This window comes from Martelella mangrovi, from assembly GCF_040545495.1.
Lineage (GTDB): Bacteria > Pseudomonadota > Alphaproteobacteria > Rhizobiales > Rhizobiaceae > Martelella > Martelella mangrovi.
The window spans coordinates 57,141-81,112 of record NZ_JBEPLY010000011.1; the positions used below are offsets into that span (position 1 = coordinate 57,141).

At 59.2% G+C, this 23,972-nt stretch carries 20 protein-coding genes and 1 tRNA gene; 12 read left to right on the plus strand and 9 right to left on the minus strand.

Going from position 1 to position 23,972, the window contains the following annotated elements:
- Positions 1-50: 50 nt before the first annotated feature.
- From ABID12_RS14970 to ABID12_RS14990, 5 genes are all read left to right on the plus strand, one after another.
- Positions 51-2,984 (plus strand): hypothetical protein, encoded by a 2,934-nt coding sequence (locus ABID12_RS14970; RefSeq protein ID WP_354434922.1) that lies wholly within the window; start codon positions 51-53, stop codon positions 2,982-2,984.
- A gap of 83 nt (positions 2,985-3,067) precedes the next feature.
- Positions 3,068-3,841, plus strand: a complete 774-nt coding sequence (locus ABID12_RS14975) for an NlpC/P60 family protein (protein WP_354434923.1) — start codon at positions 3,068-3,070, stop codon at positions 3,839-3,841.
- 1 nt (position 3,842) lies between these two features.
- Entirely contained in the window at positions 3,843-4,043 is a 201-nt protein-coding gene (locus ABID12_RS14980; protein ID WP_354434924.1) for a hypothetical protein, read from the plus strand.
- Entirely contained in the window at positions 4,040-4,333 is a 294-nt protein-coding gene (locus tag ABID12_RS14985; RefSeq protein WP_354434925.1) for a hypothetical protein, read from the plus strand. Before ABID12_RS14980 ends, ABID12_RS14985 begins: the two co-directional genes overlap by 4 nt.
- Before the next feature lie 105 nt (positions 4,334-4,438).
- Positions 4,439-4,810: a DUF1515 family protein gene (locus ABID12_RS14990; RefSeq protein ID WP_354434926.1), complete on the plus strand. Its 372-nt coding sequence runs from the start codon at positions 4,439-4,441 to the stop codon at positions 4,808-4,810.
- A 103-nt stretch (positions 4,811-4,913) separates the two neighbouring features.
- Here the strand turns inward: ABID12_RS14990 and ABID12_RS14995 are convergent.
- From ABID12_RS14995 to ABID12_RS15025, 7 genes are all read right to left on the minus strand, one after another.
- Positions 4,914-4,989, minus strand: a tRNA-Lys gene (locus ABID12_RS14995).
- Positions 4,990-5,156: 167 nt separating this feature from the next.
- On the minus strand, positions 5,157-6,065 hold the full coding sequence (locus tag ABID12_RS15000) for a PhzF family phenazine biosynthesis protein (protein WP_354434927.1): 909 nt from the start codon (positions 6,063-6,065) through the stop codon (positions 5,157-5,159).
- Positions 6,066-6,107: 42 nt separating this feature from the next.
- Positions 6,108-6,848: an NUDIX hydrolase gene (locus ABID12_RS15005; protein ID WP_354434928.1), complete on the minus strand. Its 741-nt coding sequence runs from the start codon at positions 6,846-6,848 to the stop codon at positions 6,108-6,110.
- A 127-nt stretch (positions 6,849-6,975) separates the two neighbouring features.
- Positions 6,976-8,202: an aminotransferase-like domain-containing protein gene (locus ABID12_RS15010; RefSeq protein WP_106301037.1), complete on the minus strand. Its 1,227-nt coding sequence runs from the start codon at positions 8,200-8,202 to the stop codon at positions 6,976-6,978.
- Positions 8,203-8,488: 286 nt separating this feature from the next.
- Positions 8,489-9,508 carry a ketol-acid reductoisomerase gene (gene ilvC, locus ABID12_RS15015; RefSeq protein WP_106301040.1) on the minus strand — a complete coding sequence of 340 codons (1,020 nt, stop codon included), beginning with the start codon at positions 9,506-9,508 and terminating at the stop codon, positions 8,489-8,491.
- A gap of 54 nt (positions 9,509-9,562) precedes the next feature.
- Positions 9,563-10,186: a TetR/AcrR family transcriptional regulator gene (locus ABID12_RS15020; RefSeq protein WP_435528241.1), complete on the minus strand. Its 624-nt coding sequence runs from the start codon at positions 10,184-10,186 to the stop codon at positions 9,563-9,565.
- Positions 10,187-10,901: 715 nt separating this feature from the next.
- Positions 10,902-11,303, minus strand: coding sequence for a winged helix-turn-helix transcriptional regulator (locus tag ABID12_RS15025; protein ID WP_106301045.1), 402 nt, complete (start codon positions 11,301-11,303; stop codon positions 10,902-10,904).
- A 131-nt stretch (positions 11,304-11,434) separates the two neighbouring features.
- On the opposite strand from ABID12_RS15025, the gene ABID12_RS15030 reads away from it, so the two are divergent.
- Positions 11,435-12,316 carry an SDR family oxidoreductase gene (locus ABID12_RS15030; protein WP_354434929.1) on the plus strand — a complete coding sequence of 294 codons (882 nt, stop codon included), beginning with the start codon at positions 11,435-11,437 and terminating at the stop codon, positions 12,314-12,316.
- Between the two features lie 56 nt (positions 12,317-12,372).
- Here ABID12_RS15030 and ABID12_RS15035 read toward each other — a convergent pair whose 3' ends face one another.
- Both ABID12_RS15035 and ABID12_RS15040 read right to left on the minus strand, forming a co-directional pair.
- Positions 12,373-13,125 (minus strand): pyridoxine 5'-phosphate synthase, encoded by a 753-nt coding sequence (locus ABID12_RS15035; RefSeq protein WP_354434930.1) that lies wholly within the window; start codon positions 13,123-13,125, stop codon positions 12,373-12,375.
- A 351-nt stretch (positions 13,126-13,476) separates the two neighbouring features.
- A complete protein-coding gene (locus ABID12_RS15040) occupies positions 13,477-14,436 on the minus strand; it encodes an AraC family transcriptional regulator (RefSeq protein WP_354434931.1) in 960 nt (319 codons plus the stop codon).
- A 194-nt stretch (positions 14,437-14,630) separates the two neighbouring features.
- Between ABID12_RS15040 and ABID12_RS15045 the strand changes: the two genes are divergently transcribed.
- The 6 genes from ABID12_RS15045 (at position 14,631) to ABID12_RS15070 (ending at position 23,728) form a co-directional block, all read left to right on the plus strand.
- Positions 14,631-16,103 carry an alpha-glucosidase/alpha-galactosidase gene (locus ABID12_RS15045; protein ID WP_354434932.1) on the plus strand — a complete coding sequence of 491 codons (1,473 nt, stop codon included), beginning with the start codon at positions 14,631-14,633 and terminating at the stop codon, positions 16,101-16,103.
- 143 nt (positions 16,104-16,246) lie between these two features.
- A complete protein-coding gene (locus tag ABID12_RS15050; protein WP_354434933.1) occupies positions 16,247-18,343 on the plus strand; it encodes an ABC transporter substrate-binding protein in 2,097 nt (698 codons plus the stop codon).
- Between the two features lie 190 nt (positions 18,344-18,533).
- The gene (locus tag ABID12_RS15055; RefSeq protein WP_106301062.1) at positions 18,534-19,547 is read left to right on the plus strand and encodes an ABC transporter permease; all 1,014 of its coding nucleotides are present in this window, start codon (positions 18,534-18,536) and stop codon (positions 19,545-19,547) included.
- Positions 19,544-20,668, plus strand: coding sequence for an ABC transporter permease (locus ABID12_RS15060; protein WP_354434934.1), 1,125 nt, complete (start codon positions 19,544-19,546; stop codon positions 20,666-20,668). Before ABID12_RS15055 ends, ABID12_RS15060 begins: the two co-directional genes overlap by 4 nt.
- 16 nt (positions 20,669-20,684) lie before the next feature.
- The gene (locus ABID12_RS15065) at positions 20,685-22,355 is read left to right on the plus strand and encodes an ABC transporter ATP-binding protein (protein WP_354434935.1); all 1,671 of its coding nucleotides are present in this window, start codon (positions 20,685-20,687) and stop codon (positions 22,353-22,355) included.
- Between the two features lie 17 nt (positions 22,356-22,372).
- Complete coding sequence (locus ABID12_RS15070) at positions 22,373-23,728, plus strand: alpha-glucosidase/alpha-galactosidase (protein WP_354434936.1); 1,356 nt, start codon at positions 22,373-22,375, stop codon at positions 23,726-23,728.
- Positions 23,729-23,972 lie beyond the last annotated feature (244 nt).

Consider the following 23,972-nt stretch of genomic DNA (forward strand, 5'->3'; position numbering starts at 1 on the left):
CATCCCCCACATGAAAAACTGGCCCCGGTCTTAACTTCCGGGGTCTTTTCATGAGCACTGTTCTGCCGATCAACGAAGTGCCGCGCTGGGCGGTTTATACCGCAAGCGCAGGACAGACGGCATTCGCCATCCCCTTCGTGTTTCAGTCCGACCTCGATATTTCGGTCGGCTACGAGGTTGACGGGCTGTTTCAGCCGATCGCTTCCGGCTACACCATCACCGGCGCCGGCAACCCCAGCGGCGGCACGCTGACCTTTGATGCCGGCCGCACCGCCGGCGACCGCATTCTGGTTGCGGGCGAGGCCCTGCTTGAGCGACTGTCTTCGATCGTCAAGAACGGCCGCTTTTCCTCTGCCACGATCGACAGCGAATTCGACCGGCTGACCATGATCGCCCAGGAGCTTTCCCGCGACCGCGACCGCGCCGTCAAGGCGGAATACGGCGAGACCGGCGCAACCTTCGACAAGGATGTGGAAGACAACCATTTCCTGTTCCTCGACAACGGCGTCGTCAAATCCGGCCCGAACCTCGACTATCTTGCAGGCGAGAAGGCTGCGATCCTGGCCGCGCGCGACAAGGCCGAACAATGGGCGGAAAACCCGGAAAATGCCGAGGTCGAGCCGGGCCAGTATTCGTCAAAGCATCATGCCATCAAGGCCAAGGCGAGCGACACCGCATCCGCGCAGAACAAGCAAGCCGCGCAAGAAGCGGAAGACAAGGCCCAGCAGTGGGCCGAAAACCCGGAAAATGATCCTGTTGAACCGGGGAAGTATTCTGCCAAACATCATTCCGCCAAGGCTGAAGGTTTCAAGGATCAGGCCTCCGCTAGCTTGACTGCCTCGCTTGCCGTCCAGACAGCCACAGAACAGGCGCGCGATCAGGTGCTTGCGGCCGTCCAGTTCAATGCCTTTGCTTACAGCTATCCGACGCTTGAGGCCTTCAACGCCGCATCTGAGACGTGGGCTGATGATGATACTGTTCTGGTGCTTTCCGACAGCAGCCAATTCGGTGTGGCAACCGGCTATATCTATGACAGCGGCGAGGCTGCTTTTCTGGGTCCGGTGGTGCTGACAGGGCCGGGCCGTGAGGCGGTTAAACGTGGTTTGCAACAGGCAACCGCATCGCGTGGCCTTCCCCGTACAATGGAAAAGGTAATCAGGAAAGTAGGCGGTGAGGCAGTTGGACCGGTAAAGATCGCGCCGTTATTTGACAGTATCAACGGATCGCCGCATTGGATAATCATGCCGATGCTGCAAGGCATGCTGCGTGTGAAAAATCCACAGCAAGAGAAGGTCGGCGATTACACAGGTAGCCCATACCCTACCACGCAGTTCGATGAAAACACGCCCATCTCTGGAACGCGCACGCAGCGAACGGATTATACGCTCTGGTATCGCACATCGAGCATTTACCGGCATTCCGATGGTGAGTTCCGGCTATATTCTGGCGGCGCGAAGCCTACGATGGATGAAATTCATTTTTACTATCTGGTTGACGCGGCAGGTGGCACCTTTCAGGTTACCGTTGACGGTACGCCCGTTGGCGATGTGATCGACACATCAGTTGGCACGCCTGGCGAGGTTGCCCGATACACTTACACAGCACCTGCACGACTGACCAACAGCAATGAGTGTCGTTTTCTCGTCACCGGTGATGTTGATATTGTCCTGAAATACTATGTCAACAATGACGATGAAATCCTGTATTTCTCGTTCCTTTCGAGGGGCGGCCTCGACCTCAATGATGCATTTGAATACGCGCAGGCACGGGACAATTTCCGGTTTGTCCTGAACGAATTGGCACCTGATTGGGTCACCTGGTCCGCCCGCGAGAGCGAGCGGCCCGAAGGGTACCAGGATGACCCGGAAGATGATCCGACACCTTGGGTCTCAACCTACGCACCCATGATGGTAAACATCTTTAAGGGCCTTGATAACCGCCCGGACGTTACCGTCTTTTCAGGCTTTCCGCTGACATCCGAAAGTTCGAATAATTCTGTTCTTCGTGGCATGGAGGTTTGGCGCACTTTGATTGCGCAGGCGCAGGCAGAAGGTTGCGTCATGGATTTTGTGGATGAGTTCGGCCCGTTTATGCCTGATGGCAAAGAAGCGACAGCGCGAGCATACGTGCAATGGCTTGTCGATACGTTCGGCGCTGGCGTCACGGACGGTCTCACTGGTGTTCATCCAGGACAGTACGGCGTTCATATCTTCGGGGCGCCGACACGCTCGTATGCTGAGCTTGCGTTTGGCATTCTTGGCGGCGACTACAAAGTACCTTGGGCCAGACAGCCCGGTATGCTCGGCCTCGGCACGCGGTTTGTTCGGAATGATATCACTGGATTTGACACTGGCATTCTCCTCGACGGTACCGCAAACGGTCTGGATGCATGGCTGCGATTTTATCGATCCTTCCAAGTGATAGATCAGAATGGCGTCATTCGCGCACAGTTCGGCAACGATCAATCCGGCTATGAAGATGTCTTGCCGTTTTCCGAGACAAAAATGGACGCTCACGATAGCGGCCGGGAAATCGCCTATTATCGTGTAGGTTCTACCAACACATACCTGATCTCCGAAGATGATGAGAATGACGACTATACGACCAAAATGGGCCGGTATATGGGCGCTCTCAAGCTGGTACCGGTCAATATTTCAGCGCCGCCGTCTGGCTGGCTGACCGGCATGGCGGGTGGCCTTGCTTACGGCACGGACGGCACGTTCCGGCTGATCTATGGCGGCAATGCACGACACGTCGGTAATCAGCTACCTATCGCAAGTGCCCTAGGTACATCCGTGCTTGGCCAGTTTGCAGCAAGCGACGAAGAAATCAGGGTGGCGGATGGGGCCGGCGGATGGGTTTCACTCAAGAAGGCTACAAACATCGCACCTCTCTCTGGCACCCCTACCAACGACGACCTGAAAAACGCATATAATTCACTATTGGCAACATTGAAAACGGCCGGACTGATGAAGAGCAGTTAAGGTTATATTCGCACATCCCGGAAGTTCACCGCACCGCGCCGCGCCTAGACTGACCGCCAAGTCCAACCAATGGCGAGGTCAGCATGGCCAACACACGTGAAGTTCAAACAGCGCTTGCCGCGCGCGGGATCGATCCGGGACCGGTTGACGGCATCCGGGGACCGCAGACGATTGCCGCTATCCGCAAGTTTCAGGCGGCAAACGGATTGCTGGTTGATGGCATTGTCGGCCCGCAGACCGGCGCGGCATTGTTCGCCGGGGCCACGACAGAGGAAACCGGCCTTTGGCAGGCAATCCTTTCGGTGATTTCCACCATCATCGGCGACCGGACCGACAAGGCCGACATGCCGCCATGGCTGAAAAATGCCTATGTCGATCTTGGCGAAGCCGAGATCAAGGGCGCGCAGCACAATCCCCTGATCCTGGAATACTGGAAGGCCATCGGCCAGCCGGTGTATGACGACGAAACGCCTTATTGCGCAGCCGGGATGGGCTACTGGCTGGAGACGTCCGGCCTTCGCTCGACGCGCTCCGGGCTTGCCCGTTCCTATGGGCGCGGCTGGGGCATAAAGCTCGATGGACCGGCGCTTGGCGCAATCGCCGTGAAAGGCCGCGCCGGCAGCGCGACATTCGGCCATGTGACAAATGTTGCCGGGCGCACAACAGACGGCCGGCTGGCCTGTCTCGGCGCAAACCAGAACGACCGCATTCAGATTTCGCCCTACCCCGTCAGCGCTTTTTCCGGCGCCGAGGATTGCGGTTTCTTCTGGCCGAAAGATTACCCCCTTCCGAAATCGATCGGCTTCGACAGCCTGCCGCTGATCGATGCCGGCGGCAACGTGCTCAAGGAGGCATGATATGACCGTCTATGTGCGCATTCTGCTTTACATCGTTTCCGGCTGGATGGTTTCGTCCGGCCTGATCAACGAGGAAGTGAAGCGGATCATAACCACCGATCCAGCTGTTGCCGATGGCGTTCAGGCGGTTCTTGCCGGGCTGCTCACCACCGCCACGGTCTATTGGTGGCGGCTTGCACGGCGCTTCGGGTGGAAAACATGATTGCCTGGATCAAAGCCCGCCTCACGGCGTTCGCAGGCGGCATGGTGGGCGCGGCGGTGATGGCGCTGGCCATGTTCATATTCTTCCTGCCGCAAGCCCGTCAGGAGGGCCGTGAGGCGGAAAGAGCCGCAATTGCACAAGCCGCGCTCGATGCGGTCAAGGAAAGGGTGAAGGACGATGCTGAACGCGAGGCGCTTTCTGCTTACGATCTCTGTGTTGACTATTTCCGCCATCGCGGCCGGGTGCCAGAGTGCGACACTCTCCGGGTGCGGCCCCTTCGTGAAGAATAACCTTAGCCCGGCCGGTTTCGTGGCGCTGGCCCAGGCCGACCGCACCGCGCTCAACAACATCACCGGCAATGATGCGGCCGGCGAGCGCCTTGGATGCTGGTAACGATGTCTGAAACAGATCAGATCACAAACTTGATCCTGAAGCGCATGGACCAGCTTCAAAACAGCATTGATAACGTCGATCGACGGATGGTCACATCCGAGGATCGCGCGTCCGCAAGCCGGCGCAGCATGCACCGCCGGCAGGAAGAACAGGGCCAGAAGCTGGTCGCGATTGAACACCGTCTCGGATCCGTCGAAAAATCGGTCAGCGACGCCGCCCCGACGCTTGAAGACTACGCCAGGACAAAGGCCAAGGTGGAAGGCGCGGGCGCGCTGGGGCGCTTTCTGTGGACGCTGGGCGGGTTATTGCTGGCAATCGCTCTCTGGATTGTCGCCCGATGGGATGGGCTGATTGCCTGGCTGACATCGCGTTAGTGACTGTGTGACCCCCGTGTGACTTTTTCGAAAAATAAAGTCACAAATGAAGTCACAAGAAAAGTCACAAACCGACTTAAATAAATGAATTTAAAGGAGAAAATGGTGGGTGATGTAGGTCTCGAACCTACGACCCGCTGATTAAGAGTCAGCTGCTCTACCAACTGAGCTAATCACCCACGATAACGGCGCGTTCGCGTCGTGTGAGGGGCGTATAACGGGGATTCGCGGGCTTGTCCAGCGTCCCGTTTGATTTTTTCGAGGGCAAATTCCTTTTTCTTTACAAAGCCGGAAATGCCCCCTCCTGTTCCTGCCGCAGAATGAACCCGTTTCGATCCAAAGCGCGCTAAAGCAGGGTCCCGCGCGCAACGCAAACGGCCTGCCCGCCAATACGCGCCGCAGCGACCTCGCCGCTTGCACCGGTTTCAAGATTGAGCCGGATATAGGAGGGCCGCTCCATTTCGACGCCCTGTTCGATGACGAAGGAGTGCGAGCCCTCGCCCGGCGCGTCGAAATACTGGATGGCGCCGGAAAACGCAGCCGCGGCGGAGCCGGTGGCGGGATCCTCGACGATCGCATCAACCGCGAACATGCGCGTGTGGAAATGGGCATCGTGACGCACGCCACCGCGGGTATAGGCATAAGCCCAGGTCGGCAGACCGTCGACAAGCGGGGTGAAGGACTGCCAGAGCCGCGGATCGAAATCGAGCTTTTCCATCACATTGAGATTGCGCACCGGAATGAACGCATACGGCACACCGGCCGACCAGATTGTCGGCACATGGTTTTCGAAACCGATTTCCTCGACGGTTATGCCCAGTGCCTCGGCAAGCTTCTCGCGCGCGATGGCTTCGTCACTGCGACGGGAAAGCTTCGGCAGGTCGAATTCGGCAAAGCCCGCCGCGTCCTGCCGCAGCTTTACCGCACAGCGCACCGGACCGATCTTTTCGCCGAGAACGGAAACCATATCGATTTCCGTATCGCCGCCATGCTGGCGTTCGGCAAGCGCGACAGCCGCGCCGACCGTCGGATGCCCGGCAAAGGGCAGTTCGCCGCTCGGCGTGAAGATGCGTGCTGCAGCAGACTGCGAGACATGTTGCGCCGACAAGAGGAAAATCGTCTCGGACAGATTGAATTCGCAAGCGATCGCCTGCATTTCCGTATCGCTCAGCCCATCGGCCTCGAAAACGACAGCCAGGGGATTGCCGTGATAGCGTTCCGCCGTAAACACATCGTAGATTGCATATTCGCGCATCTCAGCAAAAGCTCCTCTGCCATTTCGCCGGATAGTCTTTCCTCACGCCCGACCGCCGAAAATCAGATCCAGTGCCGGCGGCATTGAATGGGAGTAATCGAAATTATCCCTGTTGTCGCTGGTAATTGCCAGAACGGCGTCGATTTCTTTTTCCGTATCCTGACGCATATGCCGATGAACTTTTGCCATAAGCGCGTCGGCGTCAAGCGCGGACCGGAAAAAGCGGTAGAACATGACGATCTGGCCATGGCGGGCGCAGTAATAGTCAGGCCCCGCCTCCATCTCGCCCAGAGCAAGGCCAGTTTCCTCCGCCACTTCGCGCGCCATATTGGCATCGATATCGATGCGCCCGTCGACAATGTCGTCTTCTTCCAGCGACCCGGAAGCGCAATAGACCTTGCCGGCATTGGCGGTGATGCTGCTCATGCGGATCGCGATGACCGCGTCATCGGCCGACTGGATCATCGGCATGGCGAAACTGTGAAAGGTCGGCGGCGCTTCCGGCTGTTTGCGCCACCACAGATGATAGGCATAAGGCACGATCTGACCTCTGGCGCGCACGGCGCCGTCACAGAGATCAACCTGGTTGAGCGTGACCAGACGGCCATTGAAAAGATGCGGATTGGCCGCCTTTTCCTGCGCCCAGTTGGCTTCCACCGCGCCATCGAACGGCTTCAGGTCCACCGCTGCATTATCGGTGATGCGAATGTCGATTTCACGAAGCGGAAAGGCCTTGTTTTCCGGTGGCCAGTCCTGCGGACAATCAAGAAGCGAAATGGGCATGGAATATCCTGAATTCTGCGAAAGCCAGTCATGAACGGCGCGCACGCTACAGCACCAACCTGACAAACAAAAGGCCCGCCATTGAGATGACGGGCCTTTCGGCTTTTGCAGTTAAAAATGCCGGAATTCAGGCGGCGGCTGCCAGTTCTTCACTCAAAACAGCGCCAAGCCTCCGGATGCCCTCATCGATCACCTCGGGTGCGCTGCACGAAAACGACAGGCGCAGGTGATTGCGCCCGCTGCCATCGGCATAAAAGGCATTGCCGGGCACGAAGGCCACCTTGGCCGTCTTCAACGACAGCGGCAGAAGCTCCGTGGCGTCCATCCGCTCAGGCAGCGTCAGCCAGATGAACATTCCGCCTTCCGGACGGGTCCATTCCACACCTGCCGGCATATAGTCCGCCAGCGCTTTCAGCATCGCATCGCGCCGTTCACGATAGACCGTATTGATCTTCTCGGCCTGGGCTTCGAAACTGTTTTCGGCCACGCGCGCGATTGCCATCTGGTTGATGGTCGGCGAATGAAGGTCAGCCGCCTGCTTGGCCAGCACCAGCCGCTTGATGATCGGGGTTGCGGCGCAGACCCAGCCGACGCGAAGGCCCGGAGACAGCGTCTTGGAAAAGCTGCCGCAATAAAGTGTGCGGGTATTCTCAATGCCGCCGGAGCGCTCACAGTCCATCGCCAGAAGGGTTTTCTGGCGTTCACCCTCATAACGCAGGGCCCGATAGGCAGCGTCCTCGATCACGACGATATCGAGTGCGTCGGCAATATCGAGGAGTTTTTCACGCTCCATCGGCGTCAGCGATTCACCCGTGGGGTTTGCAAAATCCGCCGAAAGATAGGCGAATTTCACCCGGCTACCGGCCTTGTCGGCCGCAGCGCTATAGGCTTCGGGTGCCGCATTGCGCGACAGGTCCAGCCGGTCGTAACGCGGCTCATAGGCGTTGAAGGCCTGCAGCGCGCCGAGATAGGTCGGCCAGCTCACAAGCGCGGTATCGCCAGGCGACAGCAGAAGCTTGCCGAGATAATCGAGCGCCTGCTGCGATCCCGAGGTGATGAAGATATTTTCCAGATCAGCATCGATACCGCGCGCGCGCATGCGCTTGACGATCCACTCCCGCAGCCGCGGATAGCCCTCGCTCACCGAATACTGCAGCGCCTGGCCCGCCTCGGGGCCGGACAGGATATCGGAATAAGCTTCCTGAAACGCGTCATTGGGAAACAGCGCAGGGTCGGGAATACCGCCGGCAAAGGAAATGATGTCGGGCTGCTCGAGCAGTTTCAGAAGTTCGCGGATTTCGGACGCGCCCATCCTTTTGGCGCGCGTCGCGTAGATTTCTTCCCAGTCAAACATGGGGGTTTCCTCGAAGTCTTTTTTGATGGTCGAACATGACCACAATCGGCTATTTAAGTCAACAATGCTGACCTATTATTCGGCAACAAAACCGTGTTTTCAGACCGCACAGGGTAATATTCAGTCCCGAATTCGGCAAGTACGGTAATTTATAGCAATCGATCCGTGCAACGGGGGCGCCCAAGTCCGATCACGGCTACGCCGGAAACAGATGCCCAAACAGAAACGAACCGGGCAGCAAGGCCACCCGGTTCGCGCATTTCATCGGTAATGAGGTAAAAGAGGCTTAGTTGCGCTCTTTGTCGACCAGTGCGCCCTTCTTGATCCAGGGCATCATGCCGCGCAGCTTTTCGCCGACTTCCTCGATCTGGTGACGGTCGTTGAGGCGGCGGGTTGCCTTGAAGCGGGCAGCGCCGGAATGCCATTCCTGCATCCACTCCGACGTAAACTTGCCGCTCTGGATGTCCTTGAGGACGGCCTTCATCGCAGCCTTGGTTTCCTCGGTGACGATGCGCGGGCCGGTGACGTATTCGCCCCATTCGGCCGTGTTCGAAATCGAGTAGTTCATGTTGGCAATGCCGCCTTCATAGATCAGGTCGACAATCAGCTTCACTTCGTGCAGGCATTCGAAATAGGCCATTTCCGGCGCATAACCGCCTTCGACCAGGGTTTCGAAACCGGCACGGATAAGTTCGACCAGACCGCCGCAGAGCACAGCCTGCTCACCGAAGAGGTCGGTCTCGCATTCTTCCTGGAAAGTGGTTTCGATGATGCCGGCACGGCCGCCGCCAACGCCCGAAGCATAGGACAGCGCAACGTCAAGCGCATTGCCGGAAGCATCCTGCTCGACGGCAACGAGGCAGGGAACGCCACCGCCGCGCTGGTATTCGCCGCGCACGGTGTGGCCGGGGCCCTTCGGCGCGATCATGATGACGTCAACGGTCTTCTTCGGCTCGATCAGGCCGAAATGGACATTGAGGCCGTGGGCAAAGGCAATCGCAGCGCCGTCACGGATGTTCGGGGCAATCTCGCTGTTGTAGATGCCGGCCTGCAACTCGTCCGGCGTCGCCATCATCATCAGGTCGGCCCATGCAGCAGCATCGGCAACGGTCTTGACCTCGAAACCGTCGGCTTCCGCCTTCTTGACGGTCGACGAACCGGCGCGCAGCGCGATGACGACATTCTTCGCACCGCTGTCCTTCAGGTTCAGCGCATGGGCGCGGCCCTGCGAGCCGTAGCCGATGATAGCCACATTCCGGCCGTTGACGAGATTGATATCCGCATCCTGATCGTAATAAACACGCATTGTCTTTCCTTCCCTTGACAAAAGCTTCACCTCACCGCGCTTGCGGCAGGCAATTCAGGTGGCCGCATAAAGCGTCCAGAATCTTTCCACAGCCCGTTCGGCACGCCGCTGGAACAGTCCGCGATCGGCGGCCTCCCCCAGCAACAGGCGAACATGACTGTCACCGACGATGAGCCCGTACAACACCCGGTAGGCCTCATCGCCATTGTCGAACACCAGAAGCCCCGAGCGCCGTCCGTCTTCCAGAAGCGCCCTCGCCCGCTGGTCGATCTGGCCGCGGCCACGCTCCAGAAGCATGCGGCCGAGCTTCTGCCCGTCCTTGGTGACACGCCCGATCGCAAGCCGGTTGAGCGCCAGCGACACGTCGCCGGCCAGCACCTCGAGAAGATCGTGGCCAAAAGCGCTGAGATGATGTTTCAGTTCATCGGCATCCAGCCGGTGCCCCGCACTTTCGAATGTGCGCACCTTGCTTGCCTGATAGGCGATCATGGCGGAAAGCAGGCCGTCACGGTCGCCGAACCATTTGTAGAGGCTTTCCTTCGAACAGCTTGCCGCGCGCGCAATGCCGGCCGTCGTGACGGACTTCTCGCCACCTTCGACCAGCAGCCGAAGCGCCTGTTCGAGAACCGCCTGCTGGCGGGGTGTAAAGTGAAGTTCGACCTCGACGTCTTCGATCAAGATGCAGCTCTCGCGTTCTGGTACTGTACGGTACGGTACCTTTTGCAGCAGTTTCCGTCCCCCGTCAAGCGTCTTGCAGCGGCGGACACAAATTTCCCGCCCACCGGGCTTCCGTTGTTGACGACCGTCAGGACAGCACCGTCGCGCGATTGTGAACGGCCAGAAACCAACGGTCGCCCGGACGACCCGGAATTGCCCGATTTGTTCAATAGAAATGCAGATGAAACGCCTCTGTTGAGAGCGTAACGGCGCTGCAGCAGAAAATCTGCCAATATGATGTAATTTTTTTAATCAATCGATTGACTATCGGAAATCAAATCGCTAATTTCAACTCAACAACGCGGGTGATTTCTTTTTGCCCGCCAGCCTTCATCGTGATGCGGCTCCTGTAAGGCACGTCTCTGCCCCATCAGATCAGCACGTTTACGATGACCTCCGGAAACACCCCGACAGAACCCTGCGTCGGGGTGTTTCTCGTTTATCCCTTGCGATTTTTCGAAAAAAACTGTTTTCGCGCCCGCGCGGCGTCTGTCGGCACCGCCGCGCAATCGGATGCGTACCGGCGTGCCGCTGCTACGCGATGGCCCGATAAAAGCTTAGGGAAAAATTAACACTATCGCGGAACATGAAGCCCGCTGTCGCCGTTATGGCGGTATATCTTCACAAGACCTCCAGCAGGCACCCCGGCATTTCCCCGCGCCGGGGTGTTTGTGTTTTAGCGGTCCTGACCTTCTTCGCTGTCGAAGCGCTGGCGCGCCTCGTGGACAAGGTGCCGATTATCCCGGGCCCAGACCACAACTCCATGCCAGGCTTCCAGGAATGAGTGCCCGGCTTCCGTCAGCGCATATTCAACCTGCGGCGGCTGTGTCGGGTAGACCGTGCGGGTGATGTAGCCGTCGCGCCTGAGGTCGGTCAGCGACTTGGTCAGCATGCGCTGCGAGATATCGGGCGCAAAGCGCTTCAATTCCGAAAACCGCCGCGGACCATCGCTGAGCGCCAGCAGAAGCAGCGTGCTCCATTTGCCCGACACCCGGCTCAGGACATCGCGGACCGGACATGATTCAATGTCGCGCGCACCCAGCAATGTTTCCATCCTGTCTTGAAAGAGCTTGTCCATGGTCGTGCCTTCCCCGGTTACACGCGTGTAACCGCGCCACAGAAGAGTGCCTTCTTTACAATCGCTCCGGTATCCATACATGAAGGGAAGTCTCATTTCGAGACCATATCTCGGACGGGAAAGGATAGATCATGACAGACACGACAGTTCTGGTTACAGGCGCCTCCGGCAAGCTTGGCCGCAAAACACTCGATTTTCTGCTTGCTTCCGGCAAGCCGGCAGACCGGATTATCGCGACCACGCGCACTGTTGAAAAACTTGCCGACTATGCAGCAAAGGGCGTGACGGTCCGCAAGGCGGATTTCAACGACCCCGACACGCTTGCCGCGGCCTTTGCCGGCGCCGAGCGGATAGCCATCATCTCGACGGATGCGATCGATCCCGGTTCCGACCGCACGGAGCAGCACGGCAACGCGGTCGCAGCCGCCGCGCGCGCAGGCGCGCGTCACCTCGTCTATACATCCCTGCCCGACCCCGAAAACTCGAAGATCAGCTTTGCCCCCGATCACCTGGGATCGGAGAAGGCCGTCATTGCCAGCGGTCTTGCCCATACCATTCTGCGCAACAGCTGGTATCAGGAAAACCTGTTGATGAGCCTGCCGGACGCCTTTGCAAAAGGCGTGTGGTCAAGTGCCGCCGGGACCGGAAAACAGGCCTTCATCGGGCACGACGACTGCGCCCGGGCGGTTGCTGCGGCACTGCTTTCCGACAGTGACGAAAGCAGGATCCTGACGCTGACGGACGGCGAAAGCCGCACCGTGGACGAAATCGCAAGCCTTGCGAGCGAAGTGACCGGCAAACCGCTCAAGGTCGAACACATCGAGATCGAAACCCTGCGCACCGGCCTCGGTTCCGCGGGCCTGCCCTCCTTCGTGGTCGACCTCATGGTCAGCACCGACGCGAATGTCCGCGCCGGCGGCTTCGACATTGTCAATGACGATTTCGAGCAGTTGACCGGCCGCAAGCCCCGTTCGCTGCGGGCCTTCTTCGAGGAAAACAAGGCCGCATTCTAGGCGGCGCGCTTGGCGAGGCCTGCTGTTGATCGCACCGGTTCCGGCCAAAGGCCGGATCAGATGTGCTCGCCGCAGGCCCTGCGGAACCGGCGAACGCTTTCGGCCATGCCGTATTCCAGGGCATCGGCCGTCAGCCCATGGCCGATGGAAACTTCGCAAAGATCGGGAATATGGCGGGTCAGAAGCGGCAGATTGCCAACCGTCAGGTCGTGCCCGGCATTGACGCCAAGCCCCAGTTCAGACGCGACCGCGGCCGTCTCGCCAAGCTGGGCGGCCATTGCCTTCTGCTGGTCCGGCGCATCATAGGCACCGCCATAGGGACCGGTGTAGAGCTCGATCCGGTCGGCCCCGACGGACTGCGCGGCCACGAGTTGCTCCCGGCTTGCATCGCCATCCGCAAACAGCGAAATGCGGACATTCTTCTTTTTCAGGCGTGAAATCGTGCGCTTCAAAAGGTCGAGATTACCGATAAAATCCCAGCCGTGATCGGATGTCGACTGGGCGGGATCGTCAGGCACCAGGGTCACCTGCTCCGGCTCGCTTTCGAGACACAGACCGATGAAGTGATCGCTCGGATATCCTTCGATATTGAATTCGGCGTCCGGAAATTCGTCGTCGATCAGCGCGCGGATGACCGGCAGGTCGGAAAACCGGATATGGCGCTGGTCCGGCCGCGGATGAACCGTCAGGCCATAGGCGCCGGCCTCCAGCGCAATCCGGCCAAGACGGCGCACGCTCGGCCATGGCAGGTCGCGCCGGTTGCGAAGCTGCGCGATTGCATTCAGATTAACGGAAAGTCTCGCGACCATTTTTCCCTCCGCAGGTCAGAGGTGCCGCGGATACATAATCGGCGTCCTCAACGAAATAGCATATTTCGAAACACTCGCTCATGCAATTTGCCCATCAGCGAACACCCCGAACCGGAAATCGATTCAACATTGAGCGTTTTAAACATACATTTCAATAAGATAAATGTAAAAAACTGTGAACAAACTTGAAGCTCTCAACCACCCGCAGAGCGACACGCCTCGCCGTTTCAGCCGCCCCGCCACAAGCCGCGTCTTGAAGGCGTCGCGCCGTCCCATACGCCTCCGTTGTAAGTTCAGAAACAGCTAAAGCACGAATTAGCGCTGACAATGCAAGATGATACGCGGACGACTTCACGGGTTTTCAGTGTCTTCACCCGAATAGGTCACCGGCTCTTTCTGCAGGCCGGGCGCGGGTGTTTCCGTGTTCATCGTCATGATGCTGGCGGCGAGACCGATTTTTCTGAACTCGGTCGGGCTGACCCGGAAATAGCGCCGGAACACTTTCGCGAAGTAATTCGGATCGGCAAAACCGGCCATGCCCGAGACCTCCTTGATCGTGTGATCGCCGCTTGCCAGAAGCCGGGTTGCCTGCCTGAGACGGCGCAGCAGCACATATTCGGCCGGCGGCATGCCTTCCGACTGCGCGAACAGCCGCGAGAAGTGCGCGCGGCTGAAGCCCGAGACTTCCGCCAGCCGGTCGACCGGCAGCGGCATGTCCAGATTGGCGTCGATATAATGGGTAACGCGCTGCATTGCCCGGCTTTCCACCGGCGGCATCGCATGCGCGCCGAAGACATCGTCATAAAGCAGCATCGTCGCTTCATAGGCAACGGCAGAGGCGCGCGCCGGGGTGTCGGTTTCCGACGAAAGCAAACGGCCGAGGCAGTTGGCAAGCTCATCGACGGTCTTGTCTTTCAGCTTCAGCACCGGCCCGGACGTCGCCAGCACCGCCCTTTGGATGCGCATGGCTTCCTCGCCATTCAGGGAAATCCAGAAGAACTCCCAATAACCGCCCTCCTCCAGCCAGTAGCGGTGGTTGTGCGGGATGAGCGTGAGCATGGTTTCACCCGGCCGGATACGATAGGTCTGGTTTTCAAAACGCAGGTTTCCCGCACCGGCAATCGTGTACTGGATGACCGAAAACGGGCTTTGTCCGCGCCGCCTGCCATCCCACTGATAATCCGGCCGCGTTCTGACTTCATACCCGGCACTCACCGGCATGGCATGCAGGTCCTGATGGCCGCGTGGTAGCGAAATCAGTCGCCCGATTGGCGCTTTTTTACGCAATTCCTGCAGCACAAAATTACCCATGAAAGCACAATCCCTCTCTGTGATGTCCCCATGACTGCTGCATAATGGATATCGGGAGTTTGAAACACAAGCGCTACAGGCAGAACATATCCATCGGGACCGACCTTGACCTGTCGGGCCCCAGTGGATGAATTGATCGCGTCTGCAGCATTGGATTTTACCCTTTTGTTGGTTCTTGTTTCAGGGAGGCGGCTATGAGCGCTTTCAAAATAGCCATTATCGGCGCAGGCAGCGTCGGTTTCACCAAGACACTTTTCAAGGATATCCTGTGCGTTCCGGAGTTCGCGGATATCGAAGTGGCGCTGACGGATGTCAGTGAAAAAAATCTGACGATGGTCAAAACCATCCTCGACAAGATCGTGGAGGCAAACGGACTGCCGACCACCGTCACCGCAACCACCGACCGCCGCAAGGCAATCGAGGGTGCGCGCTATGTGATTTCCTGCGTGCGCGTCGGTGGGCTCGAAGCCTATGCGGACGATATCCGCATTCCGCTGAAATACGGTGTCGACCAGTGCGTCGGTGATACGATCTGCGCCGGCGGCATTCTATATGGTCAGCGCAACATCCCGGTGATTCTGGATTTCTGTAAGGATATCCGCGAGCTTGCCGAACCCGGTGCCCGGTTCCTCAATTATGCCAACCCGATGGCGATGAACACCTGGGCGGCGAATGAATACGGCAAGGTCGATACGATCGGTCTTTGCCACGGCGTCCAGCACGGCGCCGAGCAGATTACCGAGGTTCTCGGCGCGAAACCGGGCGAACTCGATTATGTATGCTCGGGCATCAACCATCAGACCTGGTTCACCGATCTGCGCGTCAACGGCCGCAAAATCGAAAAGGATGAGCTGATTGCCGCTTTCGAGGCGCATCCGGTCTTCTCGAAGCAGGAAAAGGTCCGCATCGATGTGCTGAAGCGCTTCGGCGTCTATTCGACCGAGAGCAACGGCCATCTTTCCGAATACCTGCCCTGGTACCGCAAGCGCCCGGAGGAAATCACCCGCTGGATCGACATGTCGGAATGGATCCACGGCGAAACCGGCGGCTATCTGCGTCACACCGCGGAAAACCGCAACTGGTTTGAGACCGAGTATGACGGGTTTCTCAAAGACGCGGCCAAGCCCATCGATCCGGCAAAACGCTCCAGCGAGCACGCAAGTTACATCCTCGAAGGACTGGAGACAGGCCGGGTCTATCGCGGCCACTTCAACCGCAAGAACAACGGCGTGATCACCAATCTGCCGGATGACTGCATCATCGAATCGCCCGGTTTCGTCGACCGCTTCGGCCTCAACATGGTCGCCGGCATCACGCTTCCGGAAGCCTGCGCGGCAACCTGCATGGCGTCCGTCAATGTTCAGCGCATGTCGGTTCATGCGGCCGTGACAGGCGATATCGAACTTCTCAAGCTCGCCGTCCTGCACGATCCGCTGGTCGGCGCCGTCTGCACGCCGGAGGAAGTGTGGCAGATGGTCGATGAGATGGTCGTTGCCCAGGCCGCATGGCTGCCGCAATATGCCCATGCCATCGAAGGCGCAAAGGAACGGCTCGCCAAGGCAACCGTCAGGACGCGCGAATGGGAAGGCGCTGCCCGCCGGCACATCCGCTCGGTTGACGAGATGCGCGCGGAAAAGGAAGCCGAGCGCGCGGCGGCCAACGCCTGACTTTGTTCATCTCGACCGGTTCGGCGGCGCGCCGGGCCGGTCTTTCCTGTTCCGGCGGCCTGTGGGTAGGAGCCTTGCTGGCGGATCAACCGGCGAAAGGTCAAGCACCTTCGCCTTCAGTGTCAACGAGGGAGGACGACACGATGACATCTCACCTTGCTGCCCGGCATCTGACCAGCTTTCTGGCTGCCGGGATTTCAACGCTCGCACTTGTCTCCGGCGCAATGGCCTCGGAAATGACAATCGTGCCGCAGCAGCCGGATTTCCCGGCGCAATCGAAGATCACCTATGTACCGCGCGACGCAATTGAGGAATTCAGGTCGCTGCCGTCATATTCAGAGCCGGAATGGGTGACCGAAAACTTCGTCGACGCCGGTACATTGCCGCCGGTGGAAGAACGCCTTCCCGCCGAGCCGCTCGTCTTCAAGACCGGCAATATGCCCGATGGCATCGGCGTTTACGGCGGAACCCTGCGCCATGTGATCGGCGGCCGGCCCGAAGGCTGGAACTACCAGGCAGGCCAGAGCACCGGCTGGGGCGGCATCGACATCGGCATGTTCGAATGCCTGACGCGCACGGCACCGCTCTATCAGGTCGAAGCCAGCGACATGGAACCGCTGCCGAACCTTGCCAAGAGTTGGGACTGGTCGGAAGACGGCCACACGCTGACCATGCACCTGATCGAGGGCGCAAAATGGTCCGACGGCGTGCCGTTTACCTCTGAAGACGTGATCTTCATGTGGGAAGACAATATCGTTGACCCGAATGTGACGCCGCTCAACGGCGCCTCGCGCGAGACCTTCGGCTCCGACACGACGCTGAAAGCCCTTGACGACTACACCGTTGAATGGACCTTCGCGGAGGCTTTCCCGCGCCAGTATCTGTTCAACATGGCCTATGGCAATTTCTGCCCCGGCCCGGCGCATATCATGAAAACCAAGCACCCCCGGTATGCCGATACGACCTATGACGAGTATCGCAACGGTTTTCCGCCGGAAATGCTGAACTGGCCGGTCATGGGCGCGTGGGCGCCGGTGGAGTACCGCCCGGACGATATCGTGGTGCTGCGCCGCAACCCCTATTACTGGAAGGTCGATGAGGAAGGCCATCAGCTGCCTTATATCGATGAGCTGCAATACAAGCTTTCGACCTGGGCCGACCGCGACATTCAGACGATTGCCGGTTCCGCCGACCTTTCCAACCTCGAACAGCCGGAAAACTTTGTCGTTGCGCTGCGCCGCGCCGCTGAAGAGGAGGCCCCCGCACGCCTTGCCTTCGGCCCGCGCCTGATCGGCTACAACATGCGAATGAACCTTTCCGGCAATGGCTGGGGCGAGCCGGACGAACGGGCGCAGGCGGTGCGCGAACTCAACCGCAATTCCGAATTCCGCAAGGCCGTGACCATGGCGATCGACCGGCAGGCACTCGGCGATTCTCTGGTGCGCGGTCCCTTCACGGCGATTTATCCCGGCGGCCTTAATTCCGGCACCAGCTTTTATGATCGGGATTCGACCTATTATTACCCTTATGATCCCGAAGGCGCGCAGGAAATCCTTGCCTCGCTCGGCCTTGAGGACACCGATGGCAACGGCATCGTCAACTGGCCGGCCGGCACACTGAATGGCGACGACGTCAATATCGTCCTGCTTGTGAGCTCGGCCTACAATACCGACGTCAACCTTGCCGAAGGCGTGATCGGGCAGTTGCAGCAGGTCGGCCTGCGCGTGGTTCAGAACGCGATCGAGAACAATCAATATGAATCGATGCGCTATGGCGGCGATTTCGACTGGATGATCCTGCGCAATTCCCCGGCGCTAGCATCGGTGGTTCAGGGCACGACGTCTCTGGCGCCTGTCGGACCGCGCACCAGCCACAATCACCGCGCGGGGCCGGATGGCACGCTCGACCTGCTGCCCCATGAGGAACAGCTTGTCGATATCGTCAACCAGTTCATCGCCACCAGCGATGATGAAGAACGCACCGAGCTGATGAAGCAGTATCAGAAAGTGGCGACGCAAAACGTCGATACGGTCGGCCTGACGGAATTCCCCGGCGCGCTGATCGTCAACAAACGTCTCGACAATGTCGCCTCCGGTGCGCCGATCTTCATGTTCAACTGGGCTGAAGACGCGATCATCCGCGAGCGCATGTTCGTGCCGACCGACGAGCAGCAGGACTATCAGCTGTTCCCGCAAACCCTGCCCGGCAAACCGGGCGCCGACGGCCCGGTCAGCGGCTGACGGCGTGGCGGTCTTCATGAAAGGCCGCCGCCAACGCCAAGGGACCGGGAGCCGATACTCTCCCCGGCTGCCGGTCCCGATCATAGAGCGTAATGCGCATCATGAATGCGAAATGCGGTTCTATAAAACGGAATGCGCGTATCGAAAAACCGGATCAACCGGATGATGCGCCAAAGGGATGCAGGGACCAATGGCACGATTTCTTTTCAACCGGATCATGTCGGGGCTGATGCTGCTGTTCGTGCTCAGCATCGTGACCTTCGCCATCATCCAGGCACCGCCCGGCGATTACAGCGATTATATCCGCTCGCAGGCGATCAACCAGGGCGGCGCCTCCTTCGAACAGGCGGACCGGCAGGCGCAGGCCTATCGTGAATCCCACGGCCTCGACGATCCGCTTCCCCTGCAATATGTGAACTGGATCACGGGCATCGTCTTCCACGGCGATTTCGGCCAGAGCCTCTACTACAACAAGCCGGTTTCCGATGTCGTCGCCGAGCGGCTGCCGCGCACGCTGGCGCTGGCGCTGACCTGCCACATACTGGCCTCGATATTCGGCATCGGCTTCGGCATCGTGGCGGCGACGCGACAATATAGCTGGATCGATACGGCGCTGTCGGGGGTCGCCTTTCTCGGCATGACGGTGCCGCGCTTCCTGATGGCGCTCATCATCGTCTATGTTCTCGTCTTCCATTTTGACGTCAACGAAGTGGGCAGTTTCTTCTCCCCCCAATATGGCGGCGCGCCGTGGTCGTGGGGCAAGTTCACCAATCTTGTGCACCACATATGGCCGGTGGTCGCCATCGCGACATTCGGCGGGCTCGCCTACAATATGCGGGTCATGCGCGGCAACCTGCTCGATACGCTGAACATGCAATATGTCGAGACGGCGCGCGCCAAGGGGCTTTCGGAGCGCAAGGTGATCATGCGCCATGCCGTGCCCAATGCGCTGCATCCCCTCGTCATGTATCAGGGTGTCGTCCTGCCCTACATGCTGACCGGCGAAATAGAAGTCGCCATCATCTTCGCGCTGCCGACCGTGGGCCCGGCGATTGTCGGCTCCATGCAGGTCGGTGACGTCTATGTCACGGCAACCTTCATGCTGCTGCTGTCGGCGATGCTGCTGATCGGCAATATCATCGCCGACCTTCTGCTTGTCGCCCTTGATCCGCGCGTCCGACAGACCGGGAGGGCTTCGGCATGACCGACAATATTCTTGAAACCGTCGACACCGTCAAAGAACCGGACGCCAACAAGAACGAAACCTATATGGCGCTGGTCTGGCGCCGGCTGAAACGCTCGTTTTCCGGAATGATGGGGCTGATCCTCGTGGTCTTCCTGTTGTTCATCGCCATCTTCGCCGATTTCCTGTCGCCAGCCGATCCCCGCGTCACCGGGCAGGCCTATCAGCCGCCGCAGATGGTGACTGTTTTCGGCAAGGACGGTGAATTCGTATTTCCCCCGCGCGCCTATCCGCTGGGCGATACCGGCGAACTCGACCCGGTCACCTTCCAGCCGCTCGTCGGCAAGGATTATGAGAATCCGCAGATCATCGGCCTGTTCGTGAAGGGCGCGCCCTACAAGCTGTTCGGCCTCATTCCCGCCAACCGGCATTTCATCGGCGCAACCGATGGCACGGTCATCCATTTCCTCGGCACCGACAAGCTCGGCCGTGATGTGCTGTCGCGCATTCTCTATGGCTCGCGTATTTCGCTGCTGATCGCGCTCACCGTGGTTACGGTCGTCACCATCGTCGGCACCTCCGTCGGCATGACCTCCGGCTATTTCGGCGGGCCGGTGGATTCCTGGATCCAGCGCTTTGTCGAGCTGGTGCTCGCCTTTCCGCAACTGCCCTTCTATCTGGCGTTGGCTTCGCTCATTCCCGTCACCGCCCCGACCAAGGTGTTTCTCGGCTTCGTCATCGCGGTCATGTCGGCGCTTGGCTGGGCGCAGATGTCGCGCGAGGTGCGCGGCAAGACCATGGGTCTGGTGCGCATGGACTATGTGCGGGCGGCGATTGCCGTCGGCGCCACCGACAAGCGCATCATCTTCCGCCATATCCTGCCGAACGTGATGAGCCATGTGATCGTTGCGGTCACGCTTGCCATCCCGACGGTCGTGCTGCTCGAAGCCTTCCTCGGCTTCCTCGGTTTTGCGGTCAAGCCGCCGATGATCTCCTGGGGGCTGATGCTGCGCGATACCTCCAACTATTCGGTGATCGGCGCCTATCCCTGGCTGCTGTCGCCCGTTGCCTTCGTGCTTCTGACCGTTTTCGCCTTCAACGCCTTCGGCGACGGCCTGCGCGATGCCATCGATCCCTATTGAGAAGGAGCCGCTTTCAATGGCTGACGAACTCAGACATGACACCGCGCCCTCCGAACGGCGCGACGATCCCGAAAAACAGGGCGAGCCGATTATCGACGCCCGCAATGTCGCCGTCGATATCACCGTCGAGGATGGCACGGTGAATGCCGTGCGCGACGTCTCCTTCCAGCTCTACCGCGGTGAAACCATCGCCATCGTCGGCGAATCCGGCTCCGGCAAGTCGGTCACGGCCCGAACGGTGATGGGGTTGCTGCCGAAGCGGGCAAGCGTCGGCAAGGGCGCAACGATCACCTATGACGGCGAAGACGTTCTGAAATTCTCCGAAAAGAAGCGCCGGCAGATGCGCGGCGCGCGCATTTCGATGATCTTTCAGGAGCCGATGAGCTCGCTCAATCCGATTTACACGATCGGCTCGCAGATCGTCGAAGCCATCCAGACCCATCGCCGCATCAGCCGCAAAAAGGCGGAGGAAGAGACACTGGAGCTTTTGCGGCAGGTGCAGATCCCTGAACCGGAGGCGCGGCTCAAACAATATCCGCACCAGCTTTCCGGCGGCCAGCGCCAGCGCGTGATGATTGCCATGGCGCTTGCCAACAAACCGGATGTGCTGATCGCCGATGAACCGACGACGGCTCTGGATGTCACAGTTCAGGCGCAGATCCTCGGCCTGATTCGGGATCTGCAGCTGGAACTCGGCATGGCCGTCATCCTGATCACCCACGACCTGACCGTGGTTCAGCATTTCTCGGACTATGTCTATGTGATGAGCGAAGGCGTGGTGCGCGAGCACAACACCACCAAGGCGCTCTTCACCAACCCGCAGCATCCTTACACAAAAAAGCTGCTCGGCTCCGAACCCTCGGGCGAAGCCAATCCGCTGCCGGAAGGATCGCAGACCATTCTGGAGGGCAAGGATGTCCGCGTCGCCTTCACGCTGAAGACCGGGACCTTCTTCAAGTCCAGCTACAGCCAGCTTGTCGCGGTCAATGATCTGTCGATCACGCTCAGGAAGCACGAAACGCTGGGGCTTGTGGGCGAAAGCGGATCGGGAAAGACCACCTTCGGCCAGGCGCTGATGCGGCTGATCCATTCCGACGGCGGCACGGTGCTTTTTGACGACAAGCACATCGAAGGGCTTTCCCGCGAACAGCTCAGGCCGCTGCGTTCGCGCATGCAGGTTGTGTTTCAGGATCCGTTTTCATCCCTCAATCCGCGCATGACGGTCGGCCAGATCATCGAGGAAGGGCTGATCGTCAACGGCATCGGCTCATCCGGCAAGGATCGTAACGAGCGGGTGCGCGATGCGCTCATTGATGCCGGCCTGCCCGGCTCCATCACCCATCGGTTTCCGCATGAGTTTTCCGGCGGCCAGCGCCAGCGCATTGCCATTGCTCGCGCCGTGGCACTGGAGCCGGAGTTCATTCTGCTCGATGAGCCGACATCCGCGCTCGACCTTTCCGTACAGGCGCAGATCATCGAACTTCTGCGCAAGCTGCAGAGCGAACGGGGCCTCAGCTATCTTTTCATCTCGCATGATCTGAAGGTCGTGCGTGCGCTCTGCCACCGTGTCTGCGTCATGCAGCACGGTAGAATCGTCGAGCAGGGACCGGTGCGCGATGTGCTGGAAAACCCGCAGACAGAATACACGAAACGGCTGGTCAAGGCCGCGTTCGAAGTTGCCGCCTGAATTTGAGGAATTACCACATGGCAAGACAACCCAAGATCACCTTCATCGGCGCCGGCTCCACGGTCTTCATGAAAAACATCATCGGCGACGCCTTGCAGCGCCCTGCCCTGAAGGACGCAAAAATCGCACTGATGGACATCAACCCGGAGCGTCTTGCCGAAAGCGAGATCGTTGCCGGTAAACTTGCCAAAACGCTCGGTTCGAAAGCCGAAATCACCACGCACACCAATCAACGCGACGCGCTGGACGGTGCGGACTTTGTCGTCGTCGCCTTCCAGATTGGCGGCTATGAACCGGCCACCGTCACCGATTTCGAAGTACCGAAGAAATACGGCCTGCGCCAGACGATTGCCGATACGCTTGGCATTGGCGGCATCATGCGGGGCTTGCGCACCGTGCCGCACCTCTGGTCGATCTGCGAAGACATGATGCAGGTCTGCCCCGAAGCCATCATGCTGCAATATGTAAACCCGATGGCGATCAACACCTGGGCGATTGCCGAAAAATATCCGAAGATCAAGCAGGTTGGACTTTGCCATTCGGTGCAGGGCACAGCCGGCGAACTGGCCCGCGATCTCGACATTCCCTATGAGGAAATCCGTTACCGCTCGGCCGGCATCAACCACATGGCATTCTTCCTGAAATTCGAGCATCGCCAGAAGGACGGCAGCTACCGCGATCTCTATCCCGATCTTGTGCGCGGCTATCGCGAGGGCCGGTTCCCCAAACCGTCGGGCTGGAACCCGCGCTGCCCCAACAAGGTGCGCTATGAAATGCTGACAAGGCTCGGCTATTTCGTCACCGAAAGCTCGGAGCATTTTGCCGAATACACCCCCTATTTCATCAAGGAGGGCCGCGAAGACCTGATCGAGAAATTCGGCATTCCGCTGGACGAATATCCGATCCGCTGCGTCGAGCAGATTGCCAAATGGAAGGATCAGGCGGCGGAATATAAAAAGGCCGATGAGATCAAGGTTGAGCAGAGCAAGGAATATGCCTCGTCAATCATGAATTCGGTATGGACCGGCGAGCCGTCCGTCATCTACGGCAATGTCCGCAATAATGGCTGCATCACATCGCTACCGGCAAATTGCGCAGCCGAAGTCCCCTGCCTTGTCGATGCCTCCGGTATTCAGCCGACCTATGTCGGCGATCTCCCGCCGCAACTGACAGCGTTGATCCGCACCAATGTCAATGTGCAGGAACTGACGGTGGCAGCACTGGTCAACGAAAACCGCGAACATCTCTATCATGCCGCGATGATGGACCCGCACACGGCCGCCGAACTCGACCTCGACCAGATCTGGTCACTCGTCGACGACCTGCTGACCGCCCATCACGACTGGATCCCGGAATGGGCGCGGACTGCCTGACGGGCGCAGTCCGTCTGAGCGGGGAGTGCGTGCCGGTACCCTCCGGCCCGCACAAACACGGCCAAACATGAAAATGTCCGCGCTTTCGCACGGGGCATCCCTGACTGCTGAAAAAGCTCGTCCCTCGTTCTTCCGTCATTCCGGCCTTGAGCCGGTATCCAGGGCCGCTTGTCGTGCGCTTCCAGAAAGAGTCTTTGCGCGCAAGGACTTGCGCTTACTAGATTCCGGCTCAAGGCCGGAATGA

Bases quoted from the DNA above. Each gene is read 5' to 3' on its own strand.
- ABID12_RS14990 (WP_354434926.1), top strand. From the start codon at position 4,439: ATGTCTGAAACAGATCAGATCACAAACTTGATCCTGAAGCGCATGGAC.
- ABID12_RS15005 (WP_354434928.1), bottom strand. From the start codon at position 6,848: ATGCCCATTTCGCTTCTTGATTGTCCGCAGGACTGGCCACCGGAAAAC.
- ABID12_RS15035 (WP_354434930.1), bottom strand. From the start codon at position 13,125: ATGGTCGCGAGACTTTCCGTTAATCTGAATGCAATCGCGCAGCTTCGC.
- ABID12_RS15025 (WP_106301045.1), bottom strand. From the start codon at position 11,303: ATGGACAAGCTCTTTCAAGACAGGATGGAAACATTGCTGGGTGCGCGC.
- ABID12_RS14975 (WP_354434923.1), top strand. From the start codon at position 3,068: ATGGCCAACACACGTGAAGTTCAAACAGCGCTTGCCGCGCGCGGGATC.
- ABID12_RS15040 (WP_354434931.1), bottom strand. From the start codon at position 14,436: ATGGGTAATTTTGTGCTGCAGGAATTGCGTAAAAAAGCGCCAATCGGG.
- ilvC (WP_106301040.1), bottom strand. From the start codon at position 9,508: ATGCGTGTTTATTACGATCAGGATGCGGATATCAATCTCGTCAACGGC.
- ABID12_RS14980 (WP_354434924.1), top strand. From the start codon at position 3,843: ATGACCGTCTATGTGCGCATTCTGCTTTACATCGTTTCCGGCTGGATG.
- ABID12_RS15065 (WP_354434935.1), top strand. From the start codon at position 20,685: ATGGCTGACGAACTCAGACATGACACCGCGCCCTCCGAACGGCGCGAC.
- ABID12_RS15000 (WP_354434927.1), bottom strand. From the start codon at position 6,065: ATGCGCGAATATGCAATCTACGATGTGTTTACGGCGGAACGCTATCAC.
- ABID12_RS15055 (WP_106301062.1), top strand. From the start codon at position 18,534: ATGGCACGATTTCTTTTCAACCGGATCATGTCGGGGCTGATGCTGCTG.
- ABID12_RS15050 (WP_354434933.1), top strand. From the start codon at position 16,247: ATGACATCTCACCTTGCTGCCCGGCATCTGACCAGCTTTCTGGCTGCC.
- ABID12_RS14985 (WP_354434925.1), top strand. From the start codon at position 4,040: ATGATTGCCTGGATCAAAGCCCGCCTCACGGCGTTCGCAGGCGGCATG.
- ABID12_RS15070 (WP_354434936.1), top strand. From the start codon at position 22,373: ATGGCAAGACAACCCAAGATCACCTTCATCGGCGCCGGCTCCACGGTC.
- ABID12_RS15030 (WP_354434929.1), top strand. From the start codon at position 11,435: ATGACAGACACGACAGTTCTGGTTACAGGCGCCTCCGGCAAGCTTGGC.
- ABID12_RS15060 (WP_354434934.1), top strand. From the start codon at position 19,544: ATGACCGACAATATTCTTGAAACCGTCGACACCGTCAAAGAACCGGAC.
- ABID12_RS14970 (WP_354434922.1), top strand. From the start codon at position 51: ATGAGCACTGTTCTGCCGATCAACGAAGTGCCGCGCTGGGCGGTTTAT.
- ABID12_RS15045 (WP_354434932.1), top strand. From the start codon at position 14,631: ATGAGCGCTTTCAAAATAGCCATTATCGGCGCAGGCAGCGTCGGTTTC.
- ABID12_RS15010 (WP_106301037.1), bottom strand. From the start codon at position 8,202: ATGTTTGACTGGGAAGAAATCTACGCGACGCGCGCCAAAAGGATGGGC.